Origin of the sequence: Brevibacterium sp., from assembly GCF_052105255.1 — a bacterium.
GTDB lineage: Bacteria > Actinomycetota > Actinomycetes > Actinomycetales > Brevibacteriaceae > Brevibacterium > Brevibacterium linens_B.
Genome location: NZ_JBQDYQ010000044.1, coordinates 1 through 13,419 on the forward strand (window position 1 = coordinate 1; position 13,419 = coordinate 13,419).

Here is a 13,419-nt window from a genome sequence, read left to right on the forward strand (position 1 = left end):
CAGCAAGGTCGCGAGTTTCCACACGAGGTTGCTGGGCCGCCGTCAGGTAGCAATTAGCGTTGGCGGGCTAGGCGGGCTACTTCGGAGACGAACCACTCGACCGCATAGACGGGGTCGCGTCCGCCGCCCTTGACGGCCGCATCGGCTTCGGCCGCGGCGATGAGCGACTGGCCCAGCGCCACCTCGTTCCACCGCCTCACCTCCCGGCGGGCACGGTCGACCTGCCATGGCGCCATCTTCAGCTCCGAGGCCAGCTCCCCGCTGGTGCCGGCGAATCCCTGCACCTTCGCCATGCCGCGCAGCTTCATCGCCACTGCCGCCACGAGCGGGACCGGATCGGACCCGGTCGACAGCGCATGCCTGAGCAGACTCAGCGCGTTCTTCGCGTCCCCGGCCACTGCCGCATCGGCGACCTTGAAGCCGGTGGCCTCGACTCGTCCACCGTAGTACTGATCGACGACCTCGGCGGTGATCGTGCCTTCGGTGTCTTCGATGAGCTGGTCGACCCCGGCATTGAGTTCGGCCAGATCGGAGCCCAGCGCCGACATGAGCGCGGCCATTCCCGCTTCGTCGATGCGTCGCTTCGCGGTCTTGAACCGGGTCTGAGCGAACTTCGCCCGATCGCTTTCGTTCTTCACCACAGCCGCGTCGATACGTGGGAAGCCGACGGAGTCGATCTTCTTGACGAGTTTCGCTCCCCGGTTGCCGCCGGCGTGCAGCAGCACCACGACGGCGTCATCGTTCGGGGCATCGAGATAAGCCAGCGCGTCGTTGAGGAAATCTTCCGAGCACTTCTCGACGGCATCGACGACGATGAGCTTCGAGGAGGAGAACAAGGACGGTGACGCCGCCATCGCCAGCTCACCGGCCTGGTATCCGGCAGCATCGAACTCGATCTCCTCGGGATCCTGCTTCCGTGCAGCCGATACGATGCGGTCCTTAGCCATGCGCACGAGCACCGATTCGCCACCGGAGATCATGACGACAGGGGCCGGTTTCGCCGAGCTCCACGGGATCAGGGTCTTCTTCACTGCCATGGACCCCAGCCTATCGCGGCCGTCCGACACGACCGACATGACGGACCCTCACTCACGGGCTCACCCCTTGTCCTCGGGACAGTCGTGTCCGGTGCTGAAGCGACTCTGCGCGTAGAGAGCGACCGAACCGCAGTGATCGGTGCGCAGCACGGGCATGGGGCCGAAGGCCCGCAGAGACTTCTCGCTCGGATGTCCATAGCTGTTCTCCCCCACCGAGACGACACCGAGACCGGGTGCCGCGGCGGCGAAGAATTCGGGAGCCAGATCGGAGGAGCCGTGGTGCGGCGCGACGAGCACATCGACCGGCTGGACCTGCTGGGCCAGCACGTACTGCTCCTCGGCTCCGACGTCGCCGGGCAGCAGGGTGCTCAGCCCCTCCTGCTCGACCCGCACCACCAGGGAGTCGTCGTTGCGCAGCTCTTCATCCTCCGCCGCGGGCACCGACCGCACCGGAGGCCACAGCACCTCAAGACTGGCCGAGTCGAAGTCGAGCGTCTGGCCACGGTGGGTGGGGACCACCTCCGCGCCGGTGTCAGCGCTCACCCGCTCTGATTCGGGCGAGGCAGCGACATTCGCGGAGACGTACAGACGGACGACCCTGCGCCCCCACGTCGTGCCCGCGTAACCGGCGAAGTGGTCGGCATCGAAGTGGGAGATGAGCAGATCCAACTCTTCGATCCCGGATGAGTCGAGGCAGGTGTCGATGGGTTTCGGCTCGCGCCCCGTGTCGACGACGAGACCGCGACCGCCACCGAGGTTGATCACCGCGGCCGACCCCTGACCGACATCGCAGACGAGCACCAGCCAGTCCGCGGCCGGCGGCTTCGCCCTCACCGTGACGATGACGGCGGCGGTGAGCACACAGCACAGAACGAGCACGGGCAGGCCCCAGAGCCTGCGACGCACGAGCATCCCGGTTCCGACCACGGCCAGGCCGAGCAGCCCGAGTGCCAACAGCGTTCCGACCGGCGGCACCGGCCAGTCGAGGCCCGCACCGGGCAGGGCGGCGCAGATTCGGGCGACGAGAACGATCCACCAGGCCGGAAACGATCCGATCCAGGCCAACAGGGCCGGGGCGAAGTCGCCTCCGGGCAGTCCCGTCGTCGCGATGCCGGTGGCCACGAGGCTGAAAAATCCTGCCACCGTCGCCGGCATGACCGCGGGTGCGGCCAGTGCGTTGGCGGCGACCGACCAGAGTCCGATGCGCGGATCGATCGCCACGAGCACCGGGGTGCACGCGAGTTGGGCGACGAAGGGCACGATGAGTGCGGTCACGAGCACCGTGGGCAGCAGAGGCAGGTGCACGGCGAGGCGGCGCAGCAGGACCGGGACGACGAACATGATCGCGGCCGTGGAGACCACGGACAGGACGAACCCCACTGAGGTGGCCAGCACGGGGACGAAGGCCAGAAGCAGGCTCGCTGTCGAGCACATGACCGCGACCGGGGAGATCCCGCCGCCGCGCAGGAACACGAGTGCCGCCGCGATCGCCATTCCGGCGGCGCGGATGGCGCTGGGTTCGAAGCCGACGATGAAGACGTAGCCGAGGCAGGTGAGCACCCCGATGCTCACTCGCAGCCGCGGTCCGGCTCGGCAGGCTCCGGCGAGCAGTCCGGCACCGAGGCTGACGATCGTGACGTTGCTGCCGGATACCGCCGAGACGTGGGTGAGGGAGACGACTCGCATATCGTCGACCATCCGGTCGTCCTGCGGTGAGGTGTCGCCGACGACGAGCCCGGGCAGCAGCCGTCCGCCGTCGTTGCCGGCGGCCACCGAATCCTCGCGCAGTTCGGTGCGAAGCGTCTCTCGCCACTGCCACAGTGTGTTCGGTTCTGCCAGCACGTGTGGGTCTGCATCGGTGGCGCGGATGTCGTCGAGGCGGGTCGTGCGCATCCGCACTCTCGCTCCGTCCGCGGCGGCTTCGGGGCTGAGCACGTGGGTGAACCCGATGGGTGTGACCAGCGTCAGTCGCGTCCATCCGGACGCTCCGGGTTCGCTGTGGCCGACGACGAGCCCCGTGGTCTCGACCTCTTCATCGGGGCCGTGTGCGGCGGCCAGGGCGGTGATCTGGATGGTCAGCAGACAGGTGAAGACGAGGATCCCGACACCGAGGTGGTGGTGCCGTCGCAGGATCACGATCCCGGCCAGCCCGAGCACGGGAATGCCGAACAGCGCCCACGGTCCCGGTGCCAGGAGTGCGCAGGCCCACAGGCCCGCGGCACAGCAGAGGAGACGGACGGAGCCCGGCCACAGCGCCGCGTGCTCCCGCATCGAGGCGACCACGGCCCCGGACATCCGTGCCAGTCCGGCGCGCATGCGATCCCACGCCCGCGTCCCAGACCCTCGCGCTCGAGACCGCGAACCGGGACGGTCCGATTCAGCCGACGGTGACAAGATCTTTGAGGCTCTCGAAGGTCTTCGGCCCGATGCCTTTGACGAGCAGCAGATCCTCGACGCTCGCGAACGGCTGCTGGCTGCGGTGGCTGATGATCGCCTGTGCGGTCACCGGCCCGACTCCGGGCAGCGTCTCGAGAGTCGTGGCATCGGCGGTGTTGAGATCGACTTTCCCGGTCCCGGGTGCTCCGCTGTTCGCGGCTGCGGAAGAATCCGCGGTTCCCGGTGAACCGCTGCCTCCTCCCGCGCCGACGCCGTCCGCCCCCGCACCATCGACGCCGGCTGCCGGTGCTTCGCCTTCTGTCGGGATATGGATCTGCTCACCGTCGGCGAGCACGCGCGCCAGATTCACCGCTTCGCCGTCGGCTCCGGGGCTCAGTCCTCCGGCGGCTTCGACGGCGTCCTGAACCCGGGCGCCCGCCTTCAAGGTGACCACAGAGGGATCGTTCACCGCCCCGGTGATGTGGACGATCACCTTCCCGTTCGCCTCGCCGGACGTCGCCGAGGCGGTTGTGCCTGATTCGGCTCCATCCTCGGTCACAGCAGGCGACTGACCGGCTTCTGCACCGTCGCCGGGGTCGCCACCGCTGCCCACAGGCGAATGCTGTGGCGCGGGCCGGAAGAGGAAGAAGGCGAGGACGAGGATGCCGACCGTGGCGATGCCCAGGGCCACCACAACGGGCAGCCGCACCCGTCGCGGCTCGACGGGTGCCTCGTCACCGGCGGTGTCGGCGGTATAGATGTCGCCCGGCACCCAACCACCGCGCTCGGCACTGGCACCCAGGAGGCCCGCGAAACGATCATCCGGAGACACAGCCATGACCCGACGATAGGCGCTGCTGGCACACGACGGCCATGACAGCGCCCCGGCCTGTGGACACGGGTTCGGCGTCCACAGGGCTGAGGTGGTCAAGTCACACGATCGTCCCCAGGCCCGGATGCAGGCCCGGGTGTGTGAGTCAGGGTTTCGTCTGCACGGTCACTCCGACCGTGCCGGGCCCCACATGCGCGGTGATGATCGTCGACAGCGTCCTGAACGAGGGCTCGAATCCGAGTTCGCGGAGCCGTGAGCTCAGCAGCTCGGCGTCGGCTGCGTCCATCTCCCCTTCGGCGTTCTGCACCTCCACGTGCACGGTGTCCTCCGGGTCGGCCACCTCGGCGGCGGCCTGAACGGCGAGAGTGACGATCTTCTCCAGCGCTTTCGCGCGAGTGCGCACCCGAGCGAGCGGAACGACGACTCCGGCGTTGAGGCCGAGCACGGGAACGATCTGCAGGGCCCTGCCAAGCAGCGATGATGCGGCACCGATCCGGCCGCCTCGGCGCAGGAATTCGAGGTTGCCGGGGGCGAACACGGTACGGGTCTCTGCCGCGCACCAGTCGGCGATGGTTCCGGCGATCGATTCGGCGTCGTGCCCCTGCCGGATCCCGGCCACGGCCACGGACAGCGCCCCGGCCAATCCCGCCGAGGTGGTCCTCGAGTCGACGACATCAACGAGGATGTCCTCGGCCTCTGCGGCTGCGACCGCGGAATCGCGGGTGCCGGAAAGCTCCGCGGACATCGTCACGACGATGATGGCATCGGCCCCGTCCTCCCGCAGCCGCCCGTAGGCCTCGGAGAATTGGGTCGGGGTGGCCATGGAGGTCGTGACCTCGACACCCTCGGTCATCGTCGCGCACAGATGCCCGGCATCGACCTCACCGTCGGCGAAAGCGACTCCGCCGATGAGCACGGTCAGCGGCACCACGGCGAAGAGGCCGCCGGTGGCCTCGCCCAGCTCTTCGCGTTCGCTTGCTGAGAGCTGCGCCGTGGAGTCGGTGACCAGCCCGATTCTCATGGACGGCCCAGGGCCCGGTAGGTCCAGCCCGCTGCACGCCACAGTTCGGGAGTGAGCACATTGCGACCGTCGACGAGCACCTTCCCGGTCGCGAGCTCAGCGGCCGCCGCTGGGTCGAGGTCGCGGTATTCGCGCCATTCCGTCAGCAGCAGCACGGCTTCGGCCCCGGTGATCGCCTCGGCGGTGTCAGCGACGTAGTCGAGTTCGGGGAACGACTTCTGCGCATTGCCGATCGCCTGCGGGTCGGTGACCGTGACCAGCCCGCCCTGGGTGGCGATGAGTCGGGCCACGGCCAGTGCCGGGGAGTCACGGACATCGTCGCTGTCGGGCTTGAAAGCGGCACCGAGGATGGTGATCTTCTTGCCGATGAACGACCCGCCCAGGGCGTCGCGGGCGATGTCGACCATCCGGACACGCCGGCGCATGTTGATCGAGTCGATCTCCTTGAGGAAGGCCACCGCCTGATCGGCGCCGAGCTCGCCGGCCCGGGCCATGAAGGCGCGGATGTCCTTGGGCAGGCAGCCGCCGCCGAAGCCGAGTCCGGCGTTGAGGAACTTGCGTCCGATCCGGTCATCCATGCCGATCGCATCGGCGAGCTGAGTGACATCGGCGCCCGAGGCTTCGCAGAGTTCGGCCATGGCATTGATGAACGAGATCTTCGTGGCCAGGAACGAGTTCGCCGCAGTCTTGACGAGCTCGGCGGTCGCGAAGTCCGTGATCATCCGCGGGGTGTCGTCGGCGAGGATCGACGCGTACACCTCGTCGAGAGTCGCGGCCGCAGCCTGCCCGGGCTCCCCGTCGGCGACTCCGTAGACCAGACGGTTCGGGTGGAGAGTGTCTTCGACGGCATGGCCTTCACGGAGGAACTCCGGGTTCCACATCATCGCGGCTCCGGTGTCGGCGATGATTCCGGCCAGACGCTCGGCGGTGCCCACGGGAACGGTCGACTTTCCCACAACCACCGACGTGGCAGTCAGGTGCGGGTGCAGCGATTCCACGGCCGCATCGACATAGGTGACATCGGCGGCGAACTCGCCGGGCTTCTGCGGGGTGCCCACGCACACGAAGTGCACCACCGCATCGGCGGCGCGGGAGACGTCGGTGGTGAACTCGAGCTTTCCGCGTTCCTGAGCCTTCACGAGGAGTTCACTCAGCCCCGGTTCGAAGAACGGCGGACGGCCCGACATCAGCGCCTCGACCTTCTCGGTGTCGACGTCGACTCCCGTGACCTCATGACCCAGGGACGCCATGGCCGCCGCATGGACCGCGCCCAGATATCCGCAACCGATGACTGAAATCTTCAAACCGAGCTCTCCTGGCAGTTGGCATGCGTTTTCGACCACACTATATGCCACCCGGTTCCACGATATGTGGAGGTTGAAACAGTAGGCTTGGAATTGTGAAGCGTTTCCTTGATTTCCTCACCAACTCACCGGCCGCCGTGACGTTTGCTGTGCTCACCGTGCTCGGCATCATCGCCTTCGCCATTCCCGGACTGCACTCCGCAGCCTGGATCATCGGACTCGTGCTGTGCCTCGGCGTGATCGCCGCACTGCTGATGTTCCACGGCGAATGGCGCCGCGCCCAGCAGCAGATCGATGCGCTGCGGCAGCAGCTCAGTGTCGAGCGCGGGCGGATGGACACGCTCGGGCTGACCCCGGTGGAGGACGCGGTCGAACTGCTTCCCGATGAGCGTCGCGCCCGCCGCATCCTCGAACTCATCCCGGACTCGTCGGGTCTCGTCCAGTCCCTGCGACTGGATGCGACCTTCGCGACCGTCGCCGTCGATGAGCTCGAACCGCTCACCACCTTCTGTGCCGAGTTCAAGAAGGCCAGCTTCGACAATCCGCGCTCGCACACCGCGTTCATGAACCTCTATCGGGCTGCCGAGGGGCTGTCGCTCTGGGTGAAGGAGGAGACTCAGGTCTCTCCCGATGATTCCGGGATCCGTGAGATCCGCCCCGGTGACGCACGGGAAGACGGCTGGCGCGGCTACACCGAAGCCCAGAGCCGCGGCGAACGCCTCAGCGACGATTTCGTCTCCTCCCGGTGGGAGTTCAACCAGACGGCTCTCGAACTCGGACTCGTCTCGGGCACCCCGCCGTTCAACGACTGAAGTACCGATCAACAGGTGAGGGCCCTCAGAGATTGAGGGCCCTCACCTGTTTTCGTCTGTCGGGCTCAGTGCCGGATCCACCAGGTATCCGTCGGAGCCACAGGGGTCCGCCGTTTGTGCTCCGAACGGCGGTACTTCTCGATGAGCGCCGAGGCGGCCGCGGGCTCGATCTCCTTCCCCTCGAGGAAGTCATCGATCTGGTCGTAGCTCAGACCCAGCGAGGATTCGTCCGTCTGCCCCGGTTCGTCATCGAGCAGATCCGCGGTCGGAACCTTGACGATGAGATGGTCGGGAGCACCGAGGTGGCGCAGCAGTTCCCGTCCCTGCCGTTTGTTCAGACCCGCCAGAGGGATGACGTCGGCCGCACCGTCACCGAACTTCGTGAAGAACCCGGTGACCGCCTCGGCGGCGTGATCGGTGCCGACGACGAGCGCCTTCTTCTCCCCTGCCAGCTCGAACTGGGCGATCATCCGCATCCGGGCCTTGACGTTGCCCTTGCCGAAGTCGGTGATCGGCTCTCCTGTGGCCTTCTCGTATTCCTCGGCGGCCGCATCCGTGGCGGCGCCGATATTGATCGCCAGCTCATGGTCGGCGGCAATGAAGGACAGAGCATCCTGAGCGTCAGACTCATCGGTCTGCACATGATGAGGCAGACGCACGGCCCAGAACTCGGCCTCGGCACCGCGACGGCGCAGGTCCTCCACCGCCAGTTGGCAGAGCCTGCCGGCCAGTGTGGAGTCCTGTCCGCCGCTGATGCCGAGCACGAGTCCTCTGACCCCGGTGGTGAGCACATAGTCGACGAGGAACTCGACCCGGCGGGCGATCTCCGTCGCCGGGTCGATCTGCGGTCGCACGCCGAGGGCGTGTCGGATCTCGTCTTGGACTCTGTCGTTCGTCATGCTCTCACCAGTCGTAGTCGAAGAAGGGGTGCCGCCGTCCGGCGCCCGTACCCATGCAGTCTCCCAGATGCTGTGTTACGGCAAAGTATCGCCGTGCCTTCAGGCGTCGGGAACGATGTTGACCAGCTTCGGTGCACGCACGATCACCTTGCGCACTCCGGCACCGCCGAGGGCCTTGAGGGCGTTCGGAGATTCGAGCGCCAGCGTCTCCAATTCCTCTGCGGAGATGTCCGGGGCGACTTCGAGCCGTGCGCGCACCTTGCCCTTGACCTGGACCACGCAGGTCACGGTCTCGGCGACGAGGTGGTTCGGGTCCGCCTCGGGGAAGGCCGCGTAGGTGAGAGTCGACTCGTGACCGAGACGTGACCACAGCTCTTCGGCCAGGTGCGGTGCGAAGGGCGCGAGCATGATCGTCAGCGGTTCGAGGACATCCCGGGTCGCGCCGCCCTGTTTGGTGGCGTGGTTGGTGAGCACGATGAGCTTGGAGATCGCGGTGTTGAACCGCAGATGGTCCATGTCCTCGCGCACACCGTCGATGACCTGGTGGAGGACCTTGAGCGATTCGGCGTCGGCCTCGCCGTCTGCGACCACGGACTCGCCGGTGGCCTCGTCGACGAAGAGTCGCCACACGCGCTGCAGGAACCGCTGGGCACCGACGACGGCGCGGGTGTCCCAGGGGCGGTCCTGTTCCAGCGGGCCCATCGACATCTCGTAGACGCGGAAGGTGTCGGCGCCGAAGGCGTCGTACATTTCGTCGGGCATGACGGAGTTCTTCAGCGATTTGCCGATCTTTCCGTACTCCCGGTTGACCTGTTCGCCGTTGTACCAGAACGTCAGCTCACCGTTCGATTCGGTCTTCTCCTCCACCTCGGCGGCGGGGACGTAGACGCCGCGGGAATCGGTGTAGGCATAGGCCTGGATGTATCCCTGGTTGACCAGACGGTGGAACGGCTCGGACGAGGAGATGTGCCCGAGGTCGAAGAGGATCTTGTGCCAGAAGCGGGCATAGAGCAGGTGGAGCACAGCGTGTTCCTGTCCGCCGACGTAGAGGTCGGCGCCACCGCGCGGTTTCGAGGCCCGCGGTCCCAGCCAGTACTTCTCGTTGGCGGGGTCGACGAGGCGTTCGTCGTTGTGCGGGTCCGCGTAGCGCAGCTGGTACCACGAGGATCCGGCCCAGTTGGGCATCGTGTTCGTCTCACGCTGGTAGGTCTTCGGACCGTCGCCGAGGTCGAGTTCGATGCTCGTCCATTCCTGATTCCGGCTCAGTGCCGGTTCGGGACGGCTGTCGGCATCGTCGGGCGCGTAGGTCCGCGGGGCGAAGTCGTCGACTTCGGGCAGCTGGACGGGCAGCATCTCGTCGGGCAGAGCGATCGGGGTGCCGTTCTCGTCGTAGACGATCGGGAACGGTTCGCCCCAGTAGCGCTGGCGAGAGAACAGCCAGTCGCGCAGGCGGTACTGGGTGGACTCGGTGGCCAGTCCCTTTCCCGCCAGCCATTCGGTGACCTGGGCCTTCGCCGCGTCGATCTCGAGGCCGTTGATGTCGATCTCGGCATTGGCCGAGTTGATCATCACCCCGGTGCCGGTGAACGGCGCGTCCTCGTCGTGGTCGGCCGGAGGCTGCACGGTGCGGATATAGGGCAGTCCGAACGCCTTTGCGAAGTCCCAGTCACGGGCGTCTTCGGCCGGCACGGCCATGATCGCTCCGGTGCCGTATCCCATGAGCACATAGTCGGCGATGAAGATCGGAACCTGTGCCCCGGTGGCCGGGTTGAGCGCATAGGAGCCGGTGAAGATGCCGGTCTTCTCCCGGCTCTGCTGCCGGTCGGCGTCGGTCTTGGCCGCAGCGGCGCGCTGGTAGGCGGCGATCGCCTCGGCGGGGGTGGCCTCTCCCCCGCGCCAGGACTCGGGGGTCGTCTCATCCCAGGATTCAGCGGTCAGGTCGGCGACCTGCGGGTGTTCGGGGCTGAGGACGAGGTAGGTGGCGCCGAACAGGGTGTCCGGGCGTGTGGTGTAGACCTCGATGTCGGAAGCATCGTCACCGGCGATGGGCAGGCGCAGCAGGGCGCCCTTCGAGCGGCCGATCCAATTGACCTGCATCGCGTGGATGGCATGCGGCCAGTCGAGTGCGTCGAGGTCGTCGATGAGGCGGTCGGCGTAGGCCGTGATGCGCATGTTCCACTGGCGCAGCCGGCGGGTGAAGACCGGGTAGTTTCCGCGCTCGGACAGCCCCTCGGCGGTGACCTCTTCATTGGCCAGCACGGTGCCCAGCCCTGGGCACCAGTTGACCGGGGATTCGGAGACGTAGGCGAGGCGGTAGCCCTGCAGGACGTTCTCGCGCTCCGTCGAGCTCAGCTCCGACCAGGCGCGACCGTCGGGTGTGGGGCGGGCACCGGAGGCGAACTGCTCGATGAGCGTGTCGATCGGACGAGCCGCGCCTTTGGCTTCACCGTCGGGGGTGGTCGCCTCGGTGTCGTACCAGGAGTTGAAGATCTGCAGGAAGATCCACTGCGTCCATTTGACGAATTTGTCGTCGGTCGTGGCGAAGCGACGGCGCACATCGTGGGCCAGCCCCAGGCGGCGCAGCTGCTCGGTCATGTTCGCGATATTGGCATCGGTGGTGATGCGCGGGTGTTGCCCGGTCTGCACCGCGTAGAGATCGGCGGGCAGTCCGAAGGCGTCGTAGGACAGGGCGTGCATGACGTTGTGTCCGCGCATCCGCTGGTAGCGGCCGTAGACGTCGGTGCCGAGGTAGCCCAGCGGGTGGCCGACGTGCAGTCCCACACCGGAGGGGTACGGGAACATGTCCATGATGTACAGGGATTCGCGCTCACTCAGGTCGGCCGGCGGACCGTAGGGCGACGAAGCATCCTGGGAGTCGAGCTCGCCGAGGTCTCCGGTGGGGTTCGGGGTGTGGAACGTGCCCGATTCCTCCCATGTGCGCTGCCAAGACTTCTCGATCTTTTCGGCCAGCGCCGCATCATAGCGGAAACCGGTCTCCTCAGGGTTCGTCGTCATTACCTTCCTTCGCAGAACAGACGTGAGCGGGTTCTGACCATCGTACTCTGAACGCCCCCTGATTCGACTTGGTTAGACTGCTCACAGGTCAGCGGACGCCGGTTATCTCGGCAAACGTGATCGATTTCACTGAGACCCGGCCGAACTGTAAGATAACCGAGCAGTAACTTACGTCCTCGAAGGAGACTCATGAGCTCAACGACCATGCCGCAGTCGTCAACACCCGTTGTCGGTTTCGAGGTCGATACCACCTCGTCGACCACTGATATCTTCCTCAGCACCGTCGCTGAGAACCCCGGCCGTCCTCTGGTAGCCAAGCCCGACGGCGACGGTTGGAACGAACTGACCGCGGCCGAATTCCTCGCAGAGGTCAAGGCGGTCGCTAAGGGGCTCATCGCTATGGGCGTGGAAGTCGGTGACCGGATCGCGATCTTCGGCCCCACCTCCTATGAGTGGACGCTCAGCGACTACGCCATCTGGTACGCCGGCGGAATCTCCGTGCCGTTCTACGACACCTCTTCGGAGAGTCAGCTCAGCTGGATGCTCACCGACGTCGATGTCACTCGTGGGCTCGTCGCATCACGCGAGCATGCCGATCGGGTGCGTGCTGCAGCCAAGGCCGCCGGACGCGACGAGCCAGCGCTGCGGGTCTGGGACGACGGCGCTTTCGCCGATCTCGCCGAAGCCGGCAAGGCCGTCACCGATGAAGAGCTCGAAGCCGCTCGCTCGCAGGTCGGCTCCGATTCCGTGGCGACGATCATCTACACTTCCGGCACCACCGGAAAGCCCAAGGGCTGTGTGCTCACCCACGCGAACTTCGTGCAGACCGCCCAGGCCGCTCGCCACCAGATCCCCAGCGTTCTCGACACGAATATGCGCTGCCTGCTGTTCCTGCCGCAGGCTCACGTCTTCGCCCGGTTCATCGAGGTCCTGGCCATCAGCAACGGTGCTCTGCTCGCCCATCAGTCGGATCTGACGAAGCTCACCGACGCCATGGGCAGCTTCCGCCCCTCGTTCATCCTCGGTGTGCCCCGTGTCTTCGAAAAGGTGTTCAATTCCGCGCTGGCGACCGCTCAAACAGGCGGCAAGGAGAAGATCTTCCGCCGTGCCGAGCAGGTCGCAGTCGCCTACTCGAAGGCACTCGACACCGGCAAGGTGCCGACCGCCCTCAAGCTCCAGCATGCCTTGTTCGACAAGCTCGTCTATTCGAAGCTGCGCGCAGTTATGGGCGGCAACGTCACTCACGCGGTCTCCGGCGGTGGCGCACTCGGCTCTCATCTCGGACACTTCTTCCGCGGACTCGGCATCATCGTTCTCGAAGGCTACGGACTCACTGAGACCACGGCACCGATCACCGTCAATATTCCGGAGAAGTCGAAGATCGGAACTGTCGGCGTTCCGCTGCCGGGCGCCTCTGTGGCGATCGCTCCCGACGGTGAGATCCTGGCCAAGGGCGCGCCGGTCTTCCGCGAGTACTGGAACAACCCCGAGGCCACGGCCAAGGAGTTCCACGACGGCTGGTTCGGCACCGGTGACCTCGGCTCACTCGATGACGACGGCTACCTCACGATCAACGGCCGCAAGAAGGAGATCATCGTGACTTCCAGCGGCAAGAACGTCGCCCCGGCTCCGCTCGAGGATGTGCTGCGTCGCCACCCGATCATCGGCCAGCCGGTGCTCGTCGGCGAGAACCGCAAGTTCGTCTCGGCGCTGATCTTCCTCGATTCGGAGATGCTGCCGGGCTGGCTGAAGAACCACGATCTGCCGCAGATGGATCTGCGCGAAGCCGCCGAGGACGATGCGGTCCAGGCCGAAGTGGCCAAAGCCGTCGAACAGATGAACAGGACCGTCTCGCGGGCCGAAGGAGTCAAGAAATTCACAATCCTGCCGATCGAGCTCAGCGAGGAGAACGGCTACCTCTCTGCCAAGCAGTCGGTCAAGCGTCACTTCATCAATAAAGACTTCGCCGCCGAGATCGACGCGCTCTACGCCGGCTGAGGCACACACGCCGCCGGCGACGGTCGATCGCCGCCGACAACGGACAGTCGCTGAGCACAGCGTGCGGGCACGGCCCGGGCACGGACTCGAACGGTCCGTCCCGGGCCGTCGTCGTCCCACCTCGG

The 13,419-nt window shown here is 66.5% G+C and carries 9 protein-coding genes; 2 read left to right on the top strand and 7 right to left on the bottom strand.

The features are described 5' to 3' along the window. Positions 1-53: 53 nt before the first annotated feature. The 5 genes from holA to ACTIIH_RS11900 all read right to left on the bottom strand — a co-directional run bounded on the left by holA (position 54) and on the right by ACTIIH_RS11900 (position 6,570). Positions 54-1,037, bottom strand: a complete 984-nt coding sequence (gene holA / locus ACTIIH_RS11880) for a DNA polymerase III subunit delta (RefSeq protein ID WP_101553550.1) — start codon at positions 1,035-1,037, stop codon at positions 54-56. A gap of 60 nt (positions 1,038-1,097) precedes the next feature. Then, positions 1,098-3,353: a ComEC/Rec2 family competence protein gene (locus tag ACTIIH_RS11885; RefSeq protein ID WP_441451975.1), complete on the bottom strand. Its 2,256-nt coding sequence runs from the start codon at positions 3,351-3,353 to the stop codon at positions 1,098-1,100. A gap of 61 nt (positions 3,354-3,414) precedes the next feature. Beyond that, entirely contained in the window at positions 3,415-4,251 is an 837-nt protein-coding gene (locus ACTIIH_RS11890) for a ComEA family DNA-binding protein (protein ID WP_101553429.1), read from the bottom strand. Between the two features lie 139 nt (positions 4,252-4,390). Continuing rightward, positions 4,391-5,266, bottom strand: a complete 876-nt coding sequence (locus ACTIIH_RS11895) for a DegV family protein (RefSeq protein WP_170286860.1) — start codon at positions 5,264-5,266, stop codon at positions 4,391-4,393. After that, positions 5,263-6,570 (bottom strand): UDP-glucose dehydrogenase family protein, encoded by a 1,308-nt coding sequence (locus ACTIIH_RS11900; protein WP_101553427.1) that lies wholly within the window; start codon positions 6,568-6,570, stop codon positions 5,263-5,265. The genes ACTIIH_RS11895 and ACTIIH_RS11900 overlap by 4 nt, the downstream gene beginning before the upstream one ends. Positions 6,571-6,665: 95 nt before the next feature. Here ACTIIH_RS11900 and ACTIIH_RS11905 point away from each other — a divergent pair, with 95 nt between their 5' ends. Next, positions 6,666-7,382 (top strand): hypothetical protein, encoded by a 717-nt coding sequence (locus ACTIIH_RS11905; RefSeq protein ID WP_441451976.1) that lies wholly within the window; start codon positions 6,666-6,668, stop codon positions 7,380-7,382. A gap of 65 nt (positions 7,383-7,447) precedes the next feature. Here the strand turns inward: ACTIIH_RS11905 and nadE are convergent, their stop codons facing one another. Further along, positions 7,448-8,281: an ammonia-dependent NAD(+) synthetase gene (gene nadE / locus ACTIIH_RS11910; protein WP_101553425.1), complete on the bottom strand. Its 834-nt coding sequence runs from the start codon at positions 8,279-8,281 to the stop codon at positions 7,448-7,450. Positions 8,282-8,380: 99 nt separating this feature from the next. After that, a complete protein-coding gene (gene leuS / locus ACTIIH_RS11915; protein WP_101553424.1) occupies positions 8,381-11,296 on the bottom strand; it encodes a leucine--tRNA ligase in 2,916 nt (971 codons plus the stop codon). A gap of 189 nt (positions 11,297-11,485) precedes the next feature. Here leuS and ACTIIH_RS11920 point away from each other — a divergent pair, with 189 nt between their 5' ends. After that, entirely contained in the window at positions 11,486-13,294 is a 1,809-nt protein-coding gene (locus tag ACTIIH_RS11920) for an AMP-dependent synthetase/ligase (protein ID WP_101593389.1), read from the top strand. Positions 13,295-13,419 lie beyond the last annotated feature (125 nt).